General features: G+C 63.6%; 25 protein-coding genes. 9 read left to right on the forward strand and 16 right to left on the reverse strand.

All coding sequences use genetic code 11. The features are described 5' to 3' along the window. The first annotated feature begins 48 nt into the window (after window positions 1-48). The 5 genes from CTR53_RS09100 to CTR53_RS09120 all read left to right on the forward strand — a co-directional run bounded on the left by CTR53_RS09100 (window position 49) and on the right by CTR53_RS09120 (window position 4,297). Window positions 49-1,212, forward strand: coding sequence for an SGNH/GDSL hydrolase family protein (locus CTR53_RS09100; RefSeq protein WP_290811749.1), 1,164 nt, complete (start codon window positions 49-51; stop codon window positions 1,210-1,212). Window positions 1,213-1,255: 43 nt separating this feature from the next. Continuing rightward, window positions 1,256-1,759 (forward strand): 2'-5' RNA ligase family protein, encoded by a 504-nt coding sequence (locus CTR53_RS09105; RefSeq protein WP_290811751.1) that lies wholly within the window; start codon window positions 1,256-1,258, stop codon window positions 1,757-1,759. Between the two features lie 93 nt (window positions 1,760-1,852). Further along, window positions 1,853-2,290 carry an SxtJ family membrane protein gene (locus tag CTR53_RS09110; RefSeq protein ID WP_290811755.1) on the forward strand — a complete coding sequence of 146 codons (438 nt, stop codon included), beginning with the start codon at window positions 1,853-1,855 and terminating at the stop codon, window positions 2,288-2,290. 7 nt (window positions 2,291-2,297) lie between these two features. After that, complete coding sequence (locus tag CTR53_RS09115; RefSeq protein WP_290811757.1) at window positions 2,298-2,450, forward strand: DUF5989 family protein; 153 nt, start codon at window positions 2,298-2,300, stop codon at window positions 2,448-2,450. Between the two features lie 11 nt (window positions 2,451-2,461). Continuing rightward, window positions 2,462-4,297 (forward strand): carbamoyltransferase, encoded by a 1,836-nt coding sequence (locus CTR53_RS09120; RefSeq protein WP_290811759.1) that lies wholly within the window; start codon window positions 2,462-2,464, stop codon window positions 4,295-4,297. A gap of 167 nt (window positions 4,298-4,464) precedes the next feature. Here CTR53_RS09120 and CTR53_RS09125 read toward each other — a convergent pair whose 3' ends face one another. The 4 genes from CTR53_RS09125 to leuC all read right to left on the reverse strand — a co-directional run bounded on the left by CTR53_RS09125 (window position 4,465) and on the right by leuC (window position 8,477). Continuing rightward, window positions 4,465-5,091, reverse strand: a complete 627-nt coding sequence (locus CTR53_RS09125; RefSeq protein WP_290811762.1) for a glutathione S-transferase family protein — start codon at window positions 5,089-5,091, stop codon at window positions 4,465-4,467. A gap of 107 nt (window positions 5,092-5,198) precedes the next feature. After that, the gene (leuB, locus tag CTR53_RS09130; protein ID WP_290811765.1) at window positions 5,199-6,311 is read right to left on the reverse strand and encodes a 3-isopropylmalate dehydrogenase; all 1,113 of its coding nucleotides are present in this window, start codon (window positions 6,309-6,311) and stop codon (window positions 5,199-5,201) included. A 114-nt stretch (window positions 6,312-6,425) separates the two neighbouring features. Next, the gene (gene leuD / locus CTR53_RS09135; RefSeq protein ID WP_290811769.1) at window positions 6,426-7,049 is read right to left on the reverse strand and encodes a 3-isopropylmalate dehydratase small subunit; all 624 of its coding nucleotides are present in this window, start codon (window positions 7,047-7,049) and stop codon (window positions 6,426-6,428) included. Between the two features lie 18 nt (window positions 7,050-7,067). After that, entirely contained in the window at window positions 7,068-8,477 is a 1,410-nt protein-coding gene (gene leuC, locus CTR53_RS09140) for a 3-isopropylmalate dehydratase large subunit (RefSeq protein WP_290811772.1), read from the reverse strand. Window positions 8,478-8,622: 145 nt separating this feature from the next. Between leuC and gcvA the strand changes: the two genes are divergently transcribed. Further along, window positions 8,623-9,519: a transcriptional regulator GcvA gene (gene gcvA, locus CTR53_RS09145; RefSeq protein WP_290811775.1), complete on the forward strand. Its 897-nt coding sequence runs from the start codon at window positions 8,623-8,625 to the stop codon at window positions 9,517-9,519. On the opposite strand, the gene CTR53_RS09150 is transcribed toward gcvA, so the two are convergent. From CTR53_RS09150 to CTR53_RS09160, 3 genes are read right to left on the reverse strand one after another with little or no spacing between them, the layout of a single operon-like run. After that, on the reverse strand, window positions 9,516-9,989 hold the full coding sequence (locus CTR53_RS09150) for a DUF2867 domain-containing protein (protein ID WP_290811778.1): 474 nt from the start codon (window positions 9,987-9,989) through the stop codon (window positions 9,516-9,518). The two genes, gcvA and CTR53_RS09150, sit on opposite strands and share 4 nt — an antisense overlap. Before the next feature lie 53 nt (window positions 9,990-10,042). Next, window positions 10,043-10,540 (reverse strand): DUF2867 domain-containing protein, encoded by a 498-nt coding sequence (locus CTR53_RS09155; RefSeq protein WP_290811781.1) that lies wholly within the window; start codon window positions 10,538-10,540, stop codon window positions 10,043-10,045. Between the two features lie 56 nt (window positions 10,541-10,596). Then, a complete protein-coding gene (locus CTR53_RS09160) occupies window positions 10,597-11,025 on the reverse strand; it encodes a 4-oxalocrotonate tautomerase family protein (RefSeq protein ID WP_290811784.1) in 429 nt (142 codons plus the stop codon). Window positions 11,026-11,141: 116 nt separating this feature from the next. On the opposite strand from CTR53_RS09160, the gene CTR53_RS09165 reads away from it, so the two are divergent. After that, a complete protein-coding gene (locus tag CTR53_RS09165) occupies window positions 11,142-12,002 on the forward strand; it encodes a LysR family transcriptional regulator (protein WP_290811787.1) in 861 nt (286 codons plus the stop codon). A gap of 47 nt (window positions 12,003-12,049) precedes the next feature. Here the strand turns inward: CTR53_RS09165 and CTR53_RS09170 are convergent, their stop codons facing one another. Next, entirely contained in the window at window positions 12,050-12,448 is a 399-nt protein-coding gene (locus tag CTR53_RS09170) for a DoxX family protein (RefSeq protein ID WP_290811790.1), read from the reverse strand. Between the two features lie 133 nt (window positions 12,449-12,581). Next, window positions 12,582-13,235 (reverse strand): glutathione S-transferase N-terminal domain-containing protein, encoded by a 654-nt coding sequence (locus CTR53_RS09175; protein WP_290811793.1) that lies wholly within the window; start codon window positions 13,233-13,235, stop codon window positions 12,582-12,584. Between the two features lie 109 nt (window positions 13,236-13,344). Between CTR53_RS09175 and CTR53_RS09180 the strand changes: the two genes are divergently transcribed. Then, window positions 13,345-13,767 carry a helix-turn-helix domain-containing protein gene (locus tag CTR53_RS09180; RefSeq protein ID WP_290811796.1) on the forward strand — a complete coding sequence of 141 codons (423 nt, stop codon included), beginning with the start codon at window positions 13,345-13,347 and terminating at the stop codon, window positions 13,765-13,767. A 159-nt stretch (window positions 13,768-13,926) separates the two neighbouring features. Continuing rightward, on the forward strand, window positions 13,927-14,598 hold the full coding sequence (locus CTR53_RS09185; RefSeq protein ID WP_290811799.1) for a hemerythrin domain-containing protein: 672 nt from the start codon (window positions 13,927-13,929) through the stop codon (window positions 14,596-14,598). A 102-nt stretch (window positions 14,599-14,700) separates the two neighbouring features. Here the strand turns inward: CTR53_RS09185 and rplS are convergent, their stop codons facing one another. The 7 genes from rplS to CTR53_RS09220 form a co-directional block, all read right to left on the reverse strand. Continuing rightward, on the reverse strand, window positions 14,701-15,084 hold the full coding sequence (gene rplS, locus CTR53_RS09190; RefSeq protein ID WP_290811801.1) for a 50S ribosomal protein L19: 384 nt from the start codon (window positions 15,082-15,084) through the stop codon (window positions 14,701-14,703). Window positions 15,085-15,124: 40 nt separating this feature from the next. Further along, entirely contained in the window at window positions 15,125-15,874 is a 750-nt protein-coding gene (gene trmD, locus CTR53_RS09195) for a tRNA (guanosine(37)-N1)-methyltransferase TrmD (protein ID WP_290811804.1), read from the reverse strand. Further along, window positions 15,874-16,437 (reverse strand): ribosome maturation factor RimM, encoded by a 564-nt coding sequence (gene rimM, locus CTR53_RS09200; RefSeq protein ID WP_290811807.1) that lies wholly within the window; start codon window positions 16,435-16,437, stop codon window positions 15,874-15,876. The genes trmD and rimM overlap by 1 nt, the downstream gene beginning before the upstream one ends. A gap of 3 nt (window positions 16,438-16,440) precedes the next feature. After that, window positions 16,441-16,824, reverse strand: coding sequence for a 30S ribosomal protein S16 (gene rpsP, locus CTR53_RS09205; protein WP_290811810.1), 384 nt, complete (start codon window positions 16,822-16,824; stop codon window positions 16,441-16,443). A gap of 71 nt (window positions 16,825-16,895) precedes the next feature. After that, window positions 16,896-18,284, reverse strand: a complete 1,389-nt coding sequence (gene ffh, locus CTR53_RS09210; RefSeq protein WP_290811813.1) for a signal recognition particle protein — start codon at window positions 18,282-18,284, stop codon at window positions 16,896-16,898. A gap of 270 nt (window positions 18,285-18,554) precedes the next feature. Continuing rightward, on the reverse strand, window positions 18,555-19,457 hold the full coding sequence (locus CTR53_RS09215; protein WP_290811816.1) for a DUF3108 domain-containing protein: 903 nt from the start codon (window positions 19,455-19,457) through the stop codon (window positions 18,555-18,557). A 93-nt stretch (window positions 19,458-19,550) separates the two neighbouring features. After that, window positions 19,551-20,087 (reverse strand): hypothetical protein, encoded by a 537-nt coding sequence (locus tag CTR53_RS09220; RefSeq protein ID WP_290811819.1) that lies wholly within the window; start codon window positions 20,085-20,087, stop codon window positions 19,551-19,553. Between the last annotated feature and the right edge of the window lie 116 nt (window positions 20,088-20,203).

Raw genomic sequence — 20,203 nt, forward strand, 5'->3', positions numbered from 1 at the left:
TATACTATGACTTAGAACCCGCATCGTGCAGCATCGAGAGCAGGCGATATGAACAGATTTGAGCGTCACCCACGGCTGATGGTAGCCGGGATTCTGGGCGTTTTCCTTCTGCTGTGTTTGGGCGCGCTCGAATCCATTCTGCGTTTCACATCGCTGGGCGATGTCCTGGTCAATGATCCGTGGTCCTTCGCCACGCTGCGGCATCTGGAACTGCGCGAGTATCCACCCAATACCACCTTCCGGTTCAGCCCGCCCAGTATCCGCCGATCCTCGGGCGATCCGGTCTCGGACGTCTACCTGCTGGAAACGGATGAGCAGGGTTTCATCCAGCCTGGCCGGATGCATCGCGACCCGGATATCACGATTGCATTTCTCGGAGGCTCGACGACAGAGTGCCTGTATGTCGAGGCGCAAGAGCGATTCCCGGTTCTGCTGGGGCGCGCGCTCGAGGCCCAGCTGGGCCTCAAGATCAATATCATCAACGCAGCGCGGTCGGGCAGCAATACGCAGCATATGCAACTGGTTCTGCAGGGGAAGATTCTGCCCCTCAAACCCGACATCGTCGTGCTGATGGAAAACGTCAATGACCTTGGGGTTCTCAGCCGTTACGGCAGTTACTGGAACGATGATCCGACCTACCGGCTAGTGCGCGAGGAGTCTCGCAGCATCGGCGCCGGCATCCGCTTTTTGCGGGATGGCTTGTTCGGATACAGCTATCGGTTGCTGCGTCACGCGGGAGCGCAAATCTCGACCGCGTTTGGTCTGTCCTCTGCACAAGCCCAGCCCAATGGGGGGGCCGTCAAGAATGAGGATTGGGCGCGGCAATATGAGGCATCGCTCACGCAGTTCGTGCATACAGCAAAATCCTGGGGCGCTCGGCCGGTTCTGATGACCCAGGTCGTGCTGAGCAGCGGTGACCGTCGGCGCGATGATGGTGCGGGCGGAAATTATCTCGCAGATGCCCTGCTCGCGCGGCAGGGATTCTCCGCTCAGTCCTTCGACGACATGCACAGCTATTTCAATGAAATCGTCCGCTACGTGGCCGTCCGGCATCAGGCAGGCCTGGTCGAACTGTCGCGTGCGGGCGGGTGGAACGAGACGATGCTCTATGACGGGTTGCACTTCAGCACCCCGGGCGCACGACGCGTGTCTGCCCTTGCCGTGCCCGTACTCGCCACTGAAATCCTGCGCATTCGTCAGGAGCAGCAGTAATACCAACCGCCCACCCACAGGCACCAAATAGCCGGATTTCACCATGCTCGCGGTGATCGCCGTTCCAGAATTCGCAGACAGTGATGCCGCTTGGATCGATGCGATCCGGCGCGCGCACGATCCGCAGTATGAGTCCGTGCCCGCGCATGTCACGCTGGTCTTTCCGTTTGAATCGGCCGATCCCGACTGGTTCGCGGGACATGTCGCATCAATTGCCGCCGTGTCCGCACCGATGGAGGTCGATTTCGACCGGCTGGCGCGGATCGAGAATCCGCATCAGCCGAAATATCGCTTCCTCAACGTGCTGCTGGCCGATGCGGCGAGCGCTATCCCGCTGACGGCCTTATACAGGTCACTGGGTGGCAAGGGAGGCTGCGAGCCACATGTCACCCTGACGCGTTTCGGCGCGGTGTTCAGCGCGAAAGCACTCGAAAAACAGATGGGGGAACTCGGCCGCCCGGTACAGGGACGCGTCGCGGCGCTGGAATTGCTCAGCATCAGTCACGGCGCGATCCGCCGCGAGCAGCGATATGAACTAGCCATCTGAGTTTGGTAACCCGGCTGAGTTTTGAGCATCATTTTGCAACTTAAGATAAATATGATAACAGCAGTTGTATATGCAGGCATGGGTGGGTAAGTCATGGCGGGTCGAAATATCGGCATTCACGAACAGTTCGATCGGGAAGATGTGGTCGAAGGCCCCTCCGATCGCAGTTTCGGGTTGGTTTTCGCAGGGTTTTTCATGATCCTTGCTGCCCTGGGCTGGTGGCGTGACTCGACGAGCTGGATCTGGCTGGCGGGTGTAGCTGTCATTTTTGCTTTTGTGGCACTGGTTTGGCCGGCGCTGCTGGCGCCGCTGAACCGGCTTTGGATGAAGTTTGGCCTGCTGCTGTTTCGGGTTACCAATCCGCTGATTCTGGGCCTGCTATTTTATGGTGTAATCACGCCTATGGGCTGGTTCATGCGCCTGGCCGGCAAAGACCCGATGCGACGTTGCTTCGAGCCGGACTCGGCCAGCTACTGGATCGGTCGCACGCCGCCAGGCCCTGCACCGGACAGCATGAAAAATCAGTTCTGAGGTCGTTATGCTCGCTTTTGTCACGGAACTCTGGGCCTTCATGCGGGCGCGTAAAAAGTTCTGGCTGCTACCGATCATGATCATGATGGTACTGTTCGGTGCGCTGATCGTGCTGGCTAAAGGCAGTGCGGTAGCGCCCTTCATTTATACCCTTTTCTGATTTCACCATCCGTGCGCATTCTGGGCATCTCCGCCTTCTACCACGACAGCGCTGCCGCGCTGATTGAGGACGGTCGCATTGTTGCGGCCGCGCAGGAAGAGCGCTTCACCCGTAAGAAACACGATAGTAGATATCCGAAACGCGCCGTGGACTACTGCCTCGAAGCAGCAGGCATTGACCTTGGCGATATCGACGGCGTGGCTTTTTACGACAAGCCGTTTCTGAAATTCGAGCGCCTGCTCGAGACCTATTTGTCGTTTGCGCCGCGCGGCTTCACCTCGTTTCGTATGGCCATTCCACTATGGCTGCGCGAGAAGCTGTTTCAGAAGCATTTGCTGGCCGAAGAGCTGAAAGCGGCGGCGCCGGATTTCGACTGGATGGGAAAGCTGTGGTTTGCCGAACACCATCTCAGTCATGCCGCTTCCGCCTTCTTTCCGTCTCCCTTCGAGGAAGCAGCGATCCTCACCATGGACGGTGTGGGCGAGTGGGCAACCACATCACTGGGCGTCGGACGCGGGAACAAGATCGAGATCGTCAAGGAAATTCATTTTCCACATAGCCTTGGACTCCTGTATTCAGCCTTCACCTACTATACGGGCTTCAAGGTCAGTTCCGGCGAATACAAGCTCATGGGGCTGGCGCCCTATGGCCGGCCGATCCATATGCAGAAAATTCTCGGTCATCTGATTGACCTGAAGGACGACGGCTCCTTCCGGCTTAATATGGATTACTTCGACTACTGCACTGGCCTGACCATGACGAGCAGGCGTTTCAACAGCTTGTTTGGCGGACCGCCGCGCAAGCCGGACGAACCGCTGACCCAGCATCACATGGATCTGGCGGCCTCGGTACAGGCGGTGCTGGAAGGCGTGGTGCTTCGGTTGACACGGCATGCAGTTGCAGCAACAGGGCTAAAGAATCTTTGCCTCGCAGGCGGCGTCGCGCTCAACTGTGTCGCCAATGGCAGGATTCTGCGCGAGCGGGTTGTGGAGAATCTGTGGATCCAGCCGGCGGCAGGCGATGCCGGCGGTGCACTCGGCGCTGCCCTGGCAGCCTATCATGGCTACAAGGAGCAGCCGCGCCAACGTATGGCCACGGGCGACGCCATGGCCGGCAGCTATCTCGGTCCGGCCTTTGTCCAGGCCGATATCGAAAAGCGGCTGCAGGCGGTGGGGGCGCGGTTCGATGTCCTGGGTGACGAAGCGCTGATTGATGGTGTCGCCGCGGCTCTGGCCGATGGCAAGGCGGTAGGCTGGTTCCAGGGGCGCATGGAATTCGGCCCACGTGCGCTCGGTGCCCGTTCCATCCTCGGCGATCCGCGCAGTCCGAGCATGCAAAAGGTGCTGAACCTGAAGGTGAAGTATCGGGAAAGCTTCCGTCCCTTTGCGCCTTCGGTGCTGAGGGAGGATGTCGGCGACTGGTTCGAGCTGGACGGCGACAGCCCCTATATGCTCCTCGTCGCCGGCGTGAAGCCCGAGCGGCGCCGAGCCATGACTGAGGCAGAGGAGGCACTCTTTGGTATCGACAAACTGAATGTGCCCCGGTCCGACATCCCGGCGGTAACCCATGTTGATTATTCAGCGCGAATCCAGACCGTGCATGCCGAGACCAATCCGCGCTACTACCAGCTGTTGCGGCGTTTCAAGGTGCTGACCGGCTGCCCCGTGCTGGTGAATACGAGTTTCAACGTGCGTGGCGAACCGATCGTGGGGACACCGGAGGATGCCTTCCGCTGCTTCATGGGTAGCGAAATTGACGTGCTGGCCGTCGGCAATTGCCTGCTGTTCAAGGATGCGCAGGATTCATCCTTCAAGCTCGATTACAAGAACGCGTTTGAGCTGGATTAGGTGGGCTGCCAAGAGCGGTTGTGGCTACCGGCTGTGTACTGGTATGCCGAGCGCCTCGCCTAGGTTCAGTTCAAAATGTGCCATACAGCCGGGAAACATGTTGCCGAATCAGGAGTGCCGGCCTCTGGGGCGGGGCTTGCATCTGCACGCGCATCCAGTGCACTGGCTTACGGTTTCTCCAGCGGATGCGCCTGGAAAGGCGGCAGGGCCTCGGCCCGTTCGGTGAGGGCGTAGAGAGCGGGATATAAACCTTCCGTCACCAGTTCCGGCACCATCACGCGCAGGAAAGTGACGGCGACCGCCGCCGTAATATCGGCCATGCCGATCTGGTCGTTGAGCAGCCATGCGCCGGCGCGTGACGCGGCGCGCGCATCCAGCGCTGCAAGGCCGCCGGCCGACTGGCGCAGCAGATGCTGACGCCACGGCTCATGCACCTTCTCGGCCGGGCGGCGCCGGACCTCGTAGATTGCATTGACCGACTTATCCAGCACGCCGCTGCCGATGGCCATGAACTGAATGCAGTCGCGCCGCGCCCTGCCATGCGGCGGGATCAGGCTTTTCGCCGGGCCGACCAGTTCCATCAGGTAGTCGAGGATGGCGGCGGATTCGATCAGGCGCTCGCCGTCTTCCAGTTCCAGCACCGGCACACGACCGACCGGGTTCACTTCCAGCCCGCGGTCGGGATCGGCGGTGACCGAGAGGTATTCGCGGCTGTGCGGAATATCCAGCAGCGTCATCGCCACGGCGACGCGCCGGGAATACGGCGACAGGTTGCGACCGATCAATTTCAGCATGACATTCCTCCGTCCGCGTCACAGTCGCCAATGCCGCGCAGTGATGCAAGCAAAGAAAAAGGCCGGAGGTTCACTCCGGCCTTGGTCGTCTTTTGTGACAGTGCTGTTTACGCCGCGAGCTTGTCGAGTTCCTTGAGCAGCGCATCGCCCATGCCGGTGGTGCCGACCTTGGCGGAACCGCCGCCGAGATCGGCGGTGCGCACGCCGCTCTTCAGCACATTCTCGGCCGCCTGGTCGATCAGGTCAGCGTCAGCGCCGAGATCGTAGGCATAGCGCAACGCCATCGAGAAGCTCTGGATGGTGGCGAGCGGATTGGCGATGCCCTTGCCGGAAATATCCGGCGCCGAGCCATGCACCGGCTCGAACAGCGCCATGCGGCGGCCGGTGGCGGGATCCGCCGCGCCTAGCGAGGCAGACGGCAGCATCCCGAGCGAACCGGTCAGCATCGCGGCGGCGTCCGACAGGATGTCGCCGAACAGGTTGTCAGTCACCATGACGTCGAACTGCTTGGGCGCGCGCACCAGCTGCATGGCGCCGTTGTCGGCATACATATGCTCCAGCTGCACGTCCTTGTACTTCTCCTGGTGCAGCTTGGTGACTTCCTCGCGCCAGAGCACGCCGGATTCCATCACATTGGCCTTTTCCAGCGAGGTGACCTTGTTGCCGCGCTTCTGCGCCAGTTCGAAGGCCACGGCCGCCACGCGGCGGATTTCGCTGGTGGTGTAGACCTGCGTGTTGATGCCGCGGCGCTCGCCATTGGGCAGCGTCTCGATGCCGCGCGGCTGGCCGAAATACACGCCGCCGGTCAGTTCGCGCACGATCATGATGTCCAGGCCGCGCACGATCTCGGGCTTCAGGCTGCTGGCCTCCACCAGCGCATCGAAGCACTTGGCCGGGCGCAGGTTGGCGAACAGGTCCATTTCCTTGCGCAGGCGCAGCAGGCCGCGTTCCGGCTTCTGGTCGAAGGGCAGGTTGTCCCATTTCGGGCCGCCGACGGCACCGAGCAGCACCACGCCGCTGTCCAGCGCGGCTTCCATCGTCTTGTCATGCAGCGGCGTGCCGTGCTTGTCGAAGGCCGAACCGCCGACCAGGTCTTCCTTCACGTCGAAGGAGACATGGCGACGCTTGTCCATCCAGTCGATGACGCGACGCACTTCGCCCATCACCTCGGGGCCGATGCCATCGCCCGGCAGCATCAGCATGGTACGGTTGGAAGCCATTTCGTTTTCCTCTGTCCTTTAATGTGTCATGCCCGGGCTTGACCCGGGCATCCACGTCTTCGGTTAAAAACTCGTGGATGGCCGGAACAAGTCCGGCCATGACACGAAAAGGAGTTACCGCCCCGCCTGGGCATAGAGCCAGGACTGGGTGCCATGCTGCTTGGTCTCGTAGCTGTCGATCTTCGACTTCTTCTCAAGAGTGAGTCCGATATTGTCGAGACCGTTCAGCAGGCAGTGCTTCTTGTGCGCATCCAGTTCGAACTTGATCACCTCGCCATCGGGGCGGGTGATTTCCTGCTTGGCGAGATCGACGGTGAAGCGCGCATTCTGGCCGCGCTTGGCATCGTCCATCAGCTTGTCGACCTCGGCCTGCGGCAGCTTGACCGGCAGGATGCCGTTCTGGAAGCAGTTGTTGTAGAAGATGTCGGCGAAGCTGGTCGAGATCACGCAGCGGATACCCTGATCCAGCAGCGCCCAGGGCGCATGTTCGCGCGACGAGCCGCAGCCGAAATTGTCGCCGGCCACCAGGATCTGGGCGTTCTTGTACTGCGGCTGGTTCATGAAGAAATCCGGCACCGGCTTGCCGTCCGGCGTGTCGCGCAGTTCGAAGAACAGGCCTTTCGCAAGGCCGGTACGCTCCACGGTTTTCAGGAACTGCTTGGGAATGATCATGTCGGTGTCGACATTGATCATCGGCAGCGGGGCGGCGACAGCCGTCAGGGTGGTGAACTTGTCCATGGTTTTCTCTCCTGCCCCTTAAATCTTGCGCACGTCGGCCAGCTTGCCGGTGATCGCGGCAGCGACAGCCATGGCCGGGCTCATCAGATGGGTGCGACCGCGCGCGCCCTGGCGGCCTTCGAAGTTGCGGTTCGAGGTGCTGGCGCAGCGCTCTTCCGGCTTCAGCTTGTCGGCATTCATCGCCAGGCACATCGAGCAGCCGGGCTCGCGCCATTCAAAACCGGCTTCGACGAAAACCTTGTCGAGGCCTTCTTCCTCGGCCTGGTGCTTCACCAGACCCGAACCGGGCACCACCATGGCCTGCACGCTGGCCGCCACCCTGCGGCCCTTGGCCACTACGGCAGCGGCGCGCAGGTCTTCGATACGGCCATTGGTGCAGGAACCGATGAAAACGCGCTGCACGGGCACGCTGTCCAGCTTCTCGCCGGCCGTCAGTCCCATGTATTTCAGGGCGCGCTCAAGGGCGATGCGCTTCTGCTCGTCTTTCACATCGGCCGGGTTCGGCACGATGCCGGTGATCGGCGCCACATCCTGCGGGCTGGTGCCCCAGGTGATATGCGGCGCGATATCGTCGGCCTTCAGTTCCACGACCGTGTCGTAATGCGCGCCGTCGTCGCTCGGCAGCGTCTTCCACCAGGCCAGCGCCTGTTCGAAGGCGGCGCCCTTGGGCGCATGCGGCTTGCCCTTCACATACTCGAACGTTTTCTCATCGGGAGCGATCAGCCCGGCGCGGGCGCCGGCTTCGATCGACATGTTGCAGACCGTCATGCGGCCTTCCATGGTCAGGCCGCGGATGGCGCTGCCGGTATATTCCATCACATAACCGGTGCCGCCGGCGGTGCCGATCTTGCCGATGACGGCGAGGATGATGTCCTTGGCGGTCACACCGGGGCCAAGCTGGCCATCGATGTTGATCTTCATGTTCTTGGCCTTGCGCTGCGGCAGGGTCTGGGTGGCGAGCACATGCTCGACTTCCGAGGTGCCGATGCCGAAGGCCAGGCTGCCGAAGGCGCCATGCGTCGAGGTATGGCTGTCGCCGCACACGATGGTCATGCCCGGCTGGGTGTAGCCCTGTTCGGGACCGACGATATGCACGATGCCCTGGTTGATGTCGTTCATCGGATAGTAGTTGACGCCGAATTCCTTGGCGTTGCGGTCCAGCGTCTCGACCTGGATGCGGGCTTCCTCATCCTCGAACACGAACTGGGCGCGGTCCGGCGTGGTCGGCACGTTATGGTCGGGCACGGCGACGGTGCGGTCCGGGCGGCGCACCTTGCGGCCGGCGGCCTTCAGGCCGGCAAAGGCCTGCGGCGAGGTCACTTCATGGACCAGATGCAGGTCGATGTAGAGCAGGCCGTTGCCGTCGGCATCGATATCGACGAGGTGGCTGTCCCAGATCTTGTCGTACAGGGTGCGGGGCGCGGTCATGGCTGCTGGTCCGTTCATGAAGACTGTATTGCGGGCGAATGGGCATTTAAGGGAGCGGATTCAAGCCCAGCGGGGCCTCCCCGTCCAGCGGGATTGCAGCCCGGCCGGTGGATTTAAATTCGCCCCCGGCTTAAAAGATTTTCCCATGGCCCATTTGCCCAGCCGCCGCCTGCTGCCGCTCAATGCCCTGAAAGCCTTCGAGGCCGCCGGACGGCATCTCAATTTCACCGCCGCCGCCGAGGAACTCTCGGTCACGCTGTCGGCGATCAGCCACCAGATCCGCCAGCTGGAAGAGCTGTTGGGGGTGCCGCTGTTCCATCGCACCCGCAAGGGCCTCGTGCTGTCGACCGAGGGACAGCTGATCCTGCCCGACGTGCAGGAAGGCTTCGACCACCTGGCCAGCGCGCTCAGCAAGCTGGAGGCCCGGCGCGGCGAAGGTACGCTGACGCTCAGCATGCTTTCGACCTTCGCCATGCGCTGGTTCATCCCGCGGCTCCCGAGGTTCCAGGAAGCCTATCCGGATATCGAGGTGCGCATCACCACCTCGCTCAAGCCGGCCGACCTGGAGCGCGAAGGCATCGACTGCGCGATCCGCTATGGCGATGGCGCCTGGCCCGGCCTGAAATCGACGCGGCTGTTTGCCGAAGCGCTGGTGCCGGTGGCGCATCCGAAATTCAAGGACACCATCACCAAGCCGACCGACCTCAAGGGCCAGAAGCTGCTGCACAGCCAGAACCGCCGCGAGGACTGGCGCGTCTGGCTCAAGGCCGCCGGCCAGACCGACATCGATCCGGTCGTCGGCCAGATGTTCGAGACGCGCAGCTATGCGATTCAGGCGGCCGTGCAGGGTATGGGCATTGCCGTGATGGACCCGGCGATGGTGGCCGAGGAAATCGCCGGCGGACGCCTGGTGCCGTTGTTCGACACGCCGCTGCCGCTGACCAACGCCTACTGGTTCGTCTGCCTGGATCACATGGGCGATGCGCCGCGGATCAAGGCGATGCGCGAATGGCTGGTGGAAGAAGTGAAAGTGGCGGTCTAGGCTGCAGCCTGGTTCAATTTCGCCGCCATCCGCCGCACCATGCTGCGCACGATCAGCTTGTGGAACGGCATGATCAGCGTCAGGTAACTGCGGCCGATCCAGTTATGGGTGGCGACGGCCGTGGTCAGCGTAATGCGGCTGCCGTTTCCTTCGGTAGTGATCCGCATCAGCGCGCGGAAATTCAGATGCCCGTCATCCAGTCCGGACACCACTTCACCGGCCGACTCGCGCAGCACCGGAAACCCCTTTCGGATCGCAGGCGCCTTGTAGCCGAACCGGCCCATGATGGCATTGCGCGTCGCCAGCAGGGCGCTGGCCCAGGCCGGTGGCGTGCTGAAGAACATGGCCGAAACCTCGCGCGCATCCAGATCGCGGCGCGCCACGACCACGCTGAAGGCATCGGCGAAATCGCAGCCCGGCAGGCTGGCGATAAAGGCCGGATCGGCGGGCACAGTGGTTACGGTCTGCATCGCGGCAGTATGCGCCTGAATGGGCAGGGCGTCGCGGCGCAGGTTGTCGCAGCTTACGTCGCGGAGTCCATGAGTTTGCCCGCCACCCGGGCCAGCAGGCTGCGCACCACCAGTTTGTGGATCGGCATGACGGCGGCGAGGTAGATGCGGCCGAGCCGGTTATGCGTCCGCACGACGGTGGTGACGGTGACCAGGCCGAGATGCGGGCCGTCGGGGCCGAGCCGGATGGTGTCGGTGCGGAACTGGGTGCGGAAGTCCAGATGATCGTCGTTGACGCCGACCACCACATCGGTCGGGCCTTCCTGCAGCACCGGCAGTCCCTGCATGATCTCGTCGGTCTTCAGGCCGAAAGGCCGCATGGCGAGATTGCGGATTTTTATCAGCCAGCCGGCCCAGTCGGGCAGGCTGCTGAAGGCGAGCGCTGCGACGGCGCGCGCATCCAGGTCGCCGCGCGGCACCACCACGGTGAAGGCGTCGGAGAAATCCGTCCCCGGCAGGCTTGCAATGAAGGCCGGATCTGGCGCGGCATCGGTGACGGTCGGGCTGCGCATCGGCGCAGCATGACGGATTTCATGCCGCGCCGGCCATTGTTCATTAGGCGGAGAGGTCAGGCCACTGCGACACCGAGCTTGCCGGCGATATAGCGCCGTTCCTGGGTCAGACCGCCGAAACCGTAGGCCGTGGCGGAGACATCATGCACATAGACGTAGCTCTCATGATGCAGGTCGCCGAGCAGCTCGCCCATGATGGCAAACACGGCGGCGATGAAGTCGGCCTTCTCGTCCTTGGTATTGGTACCGTCGACGATCTTGATGTCGAGGAAGAAGCTGGCCTTGTTCTGCTCGGCGAGCGACACGCCGCCGGCGAACCAGTTCTCGGCTGCCACGGTCTCGACGGTGACGGCAGTGACGTCGGGATTCTTGCGCAGGTGCTGCGCCGACAGCCGGCTGGCGGCGGCAGCAATCTCCTTCACGAGACCGGGCTTCTGGCCAGAAGTCTCAAGGGGGGTGGAATACTTCACCTGGATGATCGGCATGGGAGGCGCTCCTTTTGGGTGGCACGCGCGATGGCGTCCGTGGAGCTGAAGATAGGCCGGACTTGATCATTACAGAATACTATCTATTCTTATATCAGTCATAACGGATGTATATCATGAAGCCTGCCCTGGATATCGACGCCCTGCGCGCCCTGGTGTTGGTGGCGGATTACCGCAGTTTCACCCGCGCCGCCGAGGCGCTGGAGGCCACTCAGGCCGCCATCAGCCTGCGGCTCAAGCGGCTGGAGACCCGGCTCGGCCGCCGCCTGCTGGAACGCACGCCGCGGCTGGTGCAACTGACCCCCGACGGCGCCGCCCTGCTGGCCGAGGCGCGGCATGTGCTGGCAGCGCATGATGCGGCGCTGGCCGCGCTGGAGGCCAAGCCGCAGCGCCCGTTGCTGCTTGGTGTCAGCGACCAGGCGGTGGGTGCGCAGTTGCCCGGCCTGCTGGCGCAATTGCGCATCCGGCTGCCCGGACTGCGGCTCGAAGTCCGCATCGGCCTGTCGCGCGATCTGTCGGAGGCTTTCGACGCCGGCAGGATCGATGCCGCCATCCTGCATCATGTCGGCAAGAAAACGTCGCGCGGCGCCGAACTGCTGCTGCAGGACCGGCTTGGCTGGTTCGCCGCACCGGGTTTCGAATGGCGCGCCGGCGAACCGCTGCCGCTGATCGCGCTGGCGCCGCCCTGCATCGTGAGGGCCTCCGCCATCAAGGCGTTAGACACTGCGAAAATCCGCTGGTCGGAAAGTTTCACCGGCGGCGGCGTCGGTGCGCTGACGGCGGCCGTCGCCGCCGGCCTCGGTGTCGCCGTGCTGGGGCGGCGGGCGCGCCTGCCTGGTATGCTGGAGCTGACGAAAAAGCAGCGCCTGCCCGAACTGCCCGAGACCGCCATTGTGCTGCAGTCCCGCGTCAGCGACCCGGTGCTGTCGCGGGCGCTGCGCGAGATCGCCTCGGCGATCCGCGCCGATCAGTCATAGAAAAGCCGCCGGTTTTTACACCGACGGCTTTCTCTGAAGCTTCAGGCTTAGCGACGATCCACGCTGAGCGAGCCCGGGCCGAAGCCGACGAAGGCCAGCAGGCCGCCGACGATGGCGAGATTCTTGAAGAAGTTGGTCTTCTGCAGCATCACCTGCGCCTCGGGCACCGCCCAGTAATTGTGGAAGATCACGGCGGCGGCCAGGGTGAACAGTGCGAGGATCAGCGCGGCATAGCGCGTCTTGAAGCCGACCAGCAGCGCCAGCGCGACCACGACCTCGACGAAAATGGTGCCGGCGGCGGCCACCTGCGGCAGCGGCAGGTTCTTGGATGCGATATAGCTCACCGTGCCGGCGAAGTTGCCGATCTTGCCGATGCCGAAGGGGATGAAGAGCAGGGCGATCAGGATGCGGCCGAGCAGCGGGCCGAATTTTTCGAGCAGAGCCATGGGAGTGTGTCCTGTTATTTCGCGGTTCTCGGATCGTTTGGTCGAAGCAGGCAGGATCGACTCAGACAGAGCCAAATCATACTGGGCGGTGCGAGTCTATCGCACCGCCCCGAAGTCGTGACTCACGTTTGCGTCAGGCAGCCTTGTCCATTGCGGCCAGCGCTTCGGCCTCGCGGGCCAGCGCACGCTGCACGGCGGGACGCTTCTGCATCCGCTCGAAATGCTTGGCATAGTTCGGGAAGGCCGAAACATCGAGGCCGAGCTTGGTCGCCCAGTTGAAGAAGACGAAGATATAGCCGTCGGCCACCGACCAGTCGCCGAACAGCCAGTCCTTGCCGTGGCTGAGTGCCTTTTCGATGATGGCGAAGTTGGCGGCATTGGCTTTGGTCGCCAGCGCCTTCACATTGTCGGCGCTGTCGGGCAGGTCCGTGAAGTTCTGCGGACCGAAGAAGCGCCCGAGCACCGGATGCACGCCCGAAGCGCACCAGGCGACAAAGGCCAGCGCCTCGGCTTCCTTCAGCACGTCGCCGGCCGGCAGCAGCTTGGCATTCGAATGCGTGCGATTGAGGTAGGTCAGGATCGCGGTGTTCTCGGTCAGCACCTTGCCGTCGATCACCAGCACCGGCACCTTGCCCTTCGGATTCATCGCCAGATATTCCGGCGTGCGGGTCTGGCCCTTGCGGGTATAGGTCGGCTTCGGATTGAAGGCGGCGCCGGTTTCCTCCAGCGCGATATGGGTGGCCAGCGAGCAGGCGCCGGGCGAGAAGTAGAAATCGAGATTGGCCATGCGGGAATTCCTCCGGTTACTGTCCGGCCATGCGGATGCCGGACCAAAGGCTTAAGCCATAGGTGCTATCAATTTGCAAGCAGGCACCCAAAACCTCTATACTTACCGAATGGCTACTGACAAAGACCTCGATTTCCGCCACGCCCTCACCGCCGATGGCCAGCCGCTCTGCGCGCGCATGATCTCTGCCACGCTCGACCTGATTGCCAACAAATGGGCGGTGCCGATTATTCTCACGCTGGCGCGCGCCCGCGCCGCCTCGGCCGATCAGCCGCTGCGCTTTTCCGAACTGTCGCGCGCCATTCCGCTGATCACGCAGAAGGAGCTGACCAAGCAGCTGCGTGCGCTGGAGGCCGCCGGACTGGTCGGCCGCCGCGTGCATGCCGCCGTCCCGCCGAAGGTGGAATACTGGCTCACCGATCTCGGCCTCTCGCTGCGGCCGGTGCTGGACGAACTCGGCAAATGGGCGGCGAAGAACGGGCCGAGCCTGCGGCAGTCCAGAGACTCGACGCGACAGGAAGCAGCGGAATAACGCGCCGTTTTTCTGCTCAAAAGACACCAGTTACTGTTGCCGGATCGCGCCGACGCGGTCACAGCGTCTGACAATTCCATGGCAAGACTCTGAAGCGCGGAACAAAAATTTGCCGCGCGCTGTTTGGATGCCGTCTATGCCTCAAGCCCCGGAGGAAACATGGCACAGCGTACCAAGACCAAATCCCAGACCAGCAGCCGCAAGAAAACCGCTTCGCGGTCCACGACGCGGCGCAGCACCACGGCGAAACGCGCCGCTGCCGGCCGCAAGGGCGGTCGCGCCCGCGCCGCCCAGCGCAAGACCGCCTCGCGCCGCCGCAGCCTGCCGCCCGCCATCGCCAAGGCGGCGCGGGAGATGAGCCGGATGATGGAGGGCCTGTCGGCGCCGTCGGATGCCATCGCCCTGCTGAAGCAGGATCACCGCGAGGTGGAGGCGATGTTCCAGCAGTTCGAGCAGCTCGACAGCAAGCCGGAGAAGGCGAAACTGGCGGCCAAAATCTGCCTGTCGCTCACCGTGCACGCCCTGATCGAGGAAGAACTGCTCTATCCGCCGGCGCACGAGGAGATCGAGGAAGACCTGGTCGATGAGGCAATCGTCGAACATGCCGGCGCCAAGCAGCTGATCGCCGAGATCGAGGCGATGAAGCCGAGCGAGCATCTCTACGACGCCAAGGTCAAGGTACTCAGCGAATACGTGAAGCATCACGTGAAGGAAGAAGAGAACGAGATGTTTCCGCAGCTGCGCAGCAGCGGCATCGACCTGGAAGATCTGGGCGAACAGCTGATGCAGCGCAAGGTCGAACTGCTGGCCCGGATGGGCGGCAAGGCCTGACGCCGGAAAACGAAAAGCCGCCCGCACCCCCGGATAGGGGGTGCAGGCGGCTTTGCCGTTCAGGTCGGGATCGCGCCGGCTGAAATCGCCGGCGGCGAAACCTTACGCCTTGTCGGTGCTCGGACGCGGCTCGCGCTTTTCGGTGATGCGCGCCGACTTACCGGTACGACCACGCAGGTAGTACAGCTTGGCGCGGCGCACGTCGCCGCGGCGGACCACGACGATCGAGTCGATGCGCGGGCTGTACAGCGGGAAGACACGCTCCACGCCTTCGCCGTACGAAATCTTGCGCACGGTGAAGGAGGAGTTCACGCCGCGGTTCGAGCGGGCGATGCACACGCCTTCATAGGCCTGCACGCGCTCGCGGCCACCTTCGACCACCTTCACGTTGACGGTCAGGGTATCGCCGGGGCCGAAATCCGGCACCGCACGGGCGGCGACGAGGGCATCCGACTGCTCTTTCTCGAGCTGCTGCATCAGGTTCATGGCACTCTGCCTTTCTTCTTCCAAAGTTCAAAAACGCGTTTCAATTCTTCCCCGCAGGCTTGCGCTTGCGGTAACTCTCCCACAGGTCCGGCCGGCGCCCGGCGGTGATCTTCTCCGCCATCTCGCGCCGCCAGGCTGCGATCTTCTCGTGGTGGCCGGACAGCAGCACATCGGGCACTGCCAGGCCTTCCCACTCCTGCGGCCGGGTATACTGGGGATATTCCAGCAAACCGTCCGCGAAACTCTCCTCGGTGCCGGACGCTTCGGCACCCATCACCCCGGGCAGCAACCGCACGACTGCATCCAGCAGCGCATATGCGGCGATCTCGCCACCCGACAGGACGAAGTCGCCGAGGCTGACCTCGACGACGGGGCGCGCCTGCAGCAGACGCTCGTCCACCCCCTCGAACCGGCCGCAGAGCAGCGTTGCGCCGCCTGCCGCCTTCACCTCATGCACCAGCGCCTGATCCAGGCGCCGGCCACGCGGCGAGAAATAGATCAGCGGCTGACTCTTTGCCGCTGCCGCGTCCGTCGCACCGTCCAGCGTCGCATCGAGCGCACTGGCCAGCACATCCGGCCGCATCACCATGCCCGGCCCGCCGCCAAACGGCGTGTCGTCGACGGTGCGGTGTCTGTCGCGCGCGAAGTCGCGGATATCCACCACCGTCAGCGACCAGCGGCCTTCACTCAAGGCGCGCCCGGCCAGACTCTGTCCCAGCGGACCGGGGAACATCGCGGGATACAGTGTCAGTATCCGCGCTGTCCACGGCGATGCCGGAACGGTACTCATCACTCTCCGGCTTCCGCTGCACGCTCCGCAGCTTCTGCCTTGCGGTCCTCCTCGGTTTCCGGTCTGCCCAGCCAGAAGGCGGGCTCCACCGTCACCGTGCCGGCGGCGAGGTCCACAACGGGAACCGCGTCGTCGGTAAAGGGCACCATCGCCGAACGGCCGCTCTCGGTTTTCACCTCCAGCATGTCGCCGGCGCCGTAGTTGTGAACAGCAGTGATGCTGCCCAGAACCCGACCCGACATCATCGCCGTCAGGCCCACCAGGTCTGCGAAGTAGAACTCGCCTTCGCTGGCCTGGGGCAGGGCGGAGCGCAACACATACAGCTCCGTCCCCTTCAGCGCCTCGGCCGCGTTGCGGTCCTCGACGCCCTTGATACGCGCAATCACCACGTCGCCCTTCGACAGGCGCAGCACCTTCAGCTGAAACGTCCGCGTCGCACCGGCATCCTGGAGAGGACCGTAATCCCCCACCGCCTCGGGCTCGCCGGTGAAGGTCTTCACCTTCACCTCGCCCTGGATGCCCTGCGCGCCGATCACGACGCCCAGCAGAAGAGTACCGCTCATGCCTTAGGAAGCGGCGGCTTCGTCAGCGGGCGCAGCCGGCTTCTCGGCAGCGGCCTTGGCGGCTTCTTCAGCAGCCTTGATACGCTCCTGCGCCTTCGCCTTCGGCTTGCCCTTTTCCGGGTTGCTGCCGTGGGTCCACTTCACCAGGCCGGCCTTGTCGAAGAAGCGGGCCACGCGATCGGACGGCTGCGCGCCCTGGCTCAGCCAGTACTTGCAGCGCTCGACGTCGAGCTGCACGCGCTCGCGGTCCTTGGGCAGCATCGGATCGTAGGAACCGATCTTCTCGATGAAGCGGCCATCGCGCGGGCTGCGCGAGTCGGCCACGACGATGCGGTAGTAGGGGCGCTTCTTGGCACCGCCGCGGGTCATGCGGATCTTGACTGACATGGTCTTCCTTTCTTCGAACTGTTGAAACTTGCGAATTACCGAATACGAAACTCTCTCAGTGCAGCCCAGGCTCAATGCAATTTTGGCATGCCGGGCATCCCCGGCAGCATCGCGCCCATGCTGCGCATGAAACCTTTCTGCCCCAGCTTCGACATGCGCTTCATCATGTCGGCCATCTGCAGATGCTGCTTCAGCAGCTTGTTCACATCCTGCACCGTCGTACCGGAGCCAGAGGCGATGCGCTTCTTGCGCCCAGCCTGGATCACCTTGGGATTCTTGCGCTCGGCTTTGGTCATCGAGCCGATGATGGCTTCCTGGCGCTTCAGCACGCCTTCGTCGACATTGGCGGCAGCCATCTGCTGCTTCACCTTGCCGACGCCGGGCAGCAGGTTCATCACACCCGACATGCCGCCCATCTTGCGCAGCTGCTTGAGCTGGCTCGCCATGTCGTCCATGTCGAACAGGCCCTTCTGCACGCGGGCAGCGAGCCGTTCGGCCTCTTCCTTCTCGATCGTCTCGGCGGCCTTCTCGACCAGCGAGACGATGTCGCCCATGCCGAGGATGCGCTGCGCGATACGCTGCGGATGGAACGGCTCGAGGGCATCGACCTTTTCGCCGACGCCGATCAGCTTGATCGGCTTGCCGGTGACGGCGCGCATGGAGAGTGCTGCGCCGCCGCGGCCGTCGCCATCGACGCGGGTCAGCACGATGCCGGTGACGCCGACACGCTCGTTGAAGCTCTTGGCGACATTGACCGCGTCCTGCCCGGTCAGGCTGTCGGCGACCAGCAGCGTTTCATGCGGCTGCACGGCGTCGCGCACGGCAGCGACTTCCTGCATCAGCACATCGTCGACATGCAGGCGGCCGGCGGTATCCAGCATCAGCACGTCATAGCCGCCGAGTTTGGCAGCCTGCAGCGCACGCTTGGCGATATCGACCGGCATCTGGCCGGTGACGATGGGGAGCACCGGGATGCTGTTCTGCTCGCCGAGAATTTTCAGCTGTTCCTGCGCCGCCGGGCGATAGACGTCGAGCGACGCCATCAGCACCTTCTTGCGCTCTTTATTCATCAGGCGCAGCGCGATCTTCGCCGTCGACGTTGTCTTGCCCGAACCCTGCAGGCCGACCATGAGGACGGGCACCGGCGGCACGGCATTCAGGCTGATGCCTGCATCGTCTTCACCGGCCTCGGCGCCGCCGCCGAGCATCTCGACGAGATGATCGTGGACGATCTTGATGACCTGCTGGCCCGGCGTGATCGAGCGCAGCACGTCATGGCCGACGGCCCTGGCTTTCACGCCATCGATGAAGGTTTTCACGACAGGAAGCGCGACATCGGCTTCCAGCAGGGCGACACGGACCTCGCGCAGCGCTTCCGAGACATCGGACTCCGACAGCGCGCCGCGTTTGCGCAGCCGCTCGAAGACGTCTCCCAGTTTGCCGCTCAGAGATTCGAACATGTCGACCCTGAAATTCCTAAATAAAAGGCCACAAGCAAAACGACGCCCGTGCGCGACACTCGCGGACGGACGGCGGTCCTCGGACCGGATGGCTTCCAAAGCTTCAGAAAGCGGGCGGACTAAAGCGGTTATGGCGGGGGAAGTCAACCCTAACCGGCCCCGGTAACTGTCACCCTCGGGCTTGACCCGAGGGTCCCATTTAATGGGATGCCCGGGTCAAGCTGGGCATGACATAATATTAATAAAATCAATAACTTAAATGAAAGCCACTCAGGGCGTTGTGGGCGCCGGCACCTCGGCGCGGATGAAACCGAGCGGCTGCAGCCAGTCGCGGCCATTCAGTTTCGCGCCGTTGATCCAGGTGCTGGCGGTGGCAAAGCGCGATACGCCCTCCATCTGCACCGGCAGCCAGGCGTCGAAACCCGGCGGCTGCGCCAGCCAGATATAGGTCGGCTGCTCGTCCTTCTCGCTCCATTCCGCCATGTATTTGCGGTCGTAGCCGGCCACCGGTTCCAGCTTCACCATGCATTTGAAGGCGACGCCGCTATAGGCCGAGCGGTTATGGGCTTTCAGCATCTCCGGGCCGAGGGCCGAGAAATGCATGTTGTAGCGGCGGCGGCCGTCATAGATCGCGTCGCTGCCGGTGCAGGGCGGTGTCGCCCCGCCGCGCAGCACGCGCGATACCATCGCCATGGTCGGGTCCAGCGTGTCGCGCTTCAGCAGGTCGGGCACCTCCTCGCGGTCGTCCTCGTCGTTGGGCGGAAATACCTCGGCAACGGGCAAACCATCCGGGCCCCAGCTCATGCGGGTCAGCCGCTTCGACCAGGCGCCGTCGCTGTCGGTGATATAGCGCACCGGCATCACCCGGCCGTCCGGCGCAATGCGCGCCGCCGACTGGCCGGTCATCACCATGCGCATCGCCCAGTCGACCATGCCGGCGGTGCGCAGCGCCACTTCGACCTGCAGATCCTCTGCATCGCGCCGCATGGTCACTTTGATGTCCAGTCCCTTGGCGCCGAGCGCATAGAGGCTGAAGCCGAGTTCGGCCTGCTGGATGGCAGGAAGCCTGGTGCCACTCTGCGGCGGCGGCACAACGGAGACTTGCTGGGCCTGCGACCGGGTCGCGGGCAGGAGCAGCAGCGGGCCGGCAAGAACGGCAGCCAGGATGCGCATGACCAAAGTCTAAGCCTGCAAGCAGGCTTTTCCGAGGCGAAAATAGTGTCTGGAAACCGAGCTTTAAGCGGTCAGCGGAGCGTCGCCTGCCGGTCAGGCGTCCGTGGCGGGCAGTTCCCGGGCGGTCGCCAGCCGCAGGCCGCGCAGCAGGTCTTCGCCGGCGCGGCCCATATCCGGCCGCGTTTCGGCGCGGCGCAGCGCATAGAGCGCATCGATCAGCAGGCCGATCAGGTCGAGATGCTTCGCCTCGCCCGGCATGGCGCGGCGCAGCGACCGGTGCAGCAGCTCGATACCGGCCGACATCAGCGGCCAGCGGTTGATCGCGGCGGCCTCGGCCAGCGCATCGCAATCCTGCTGCGCGTCGCTCAGGAACAACAGGGCAGAGATCGCGTCCTCGCGGGCCTTGCCGAAACGGCCGCGCATCAGGTCGATGCGCGCCGCCACCGCAACGGAATCATACGTGGCCGGGACAGGCGCCGGCACATCGGTGTCAATGTCCGGCTGCGATGCTGTTGCCCTCTGTGCCGCAGACCGCGCCATGCGCGACAGATCGGCGCGCGCCTGCTCCAGCCGGGTCTGGGCGCGTGCATGGTCGCTGTGGAGCGGCAGATCGTCAGGGTGATTCGCCATGGCTGCTACTGGAAATACGAATCCCGGGGAGTCGCTGTCAATGTGGTTCGCGTCAGGAGGCTGACAATTTTGCCAGAATGCGAGTCCTTGCCCGGCTGGCGGGATTCGTGGCGCCC

It is taken from the genome of Ferrovibrio sp., from assembly GCF_002796975.1.
Taxonomy (GTDB): Bacteria; Pseudomonadota; Alphaproteobacteria; order Ferrovibrionales; family Ferrovibrionaceae; genus Ferrovibrio.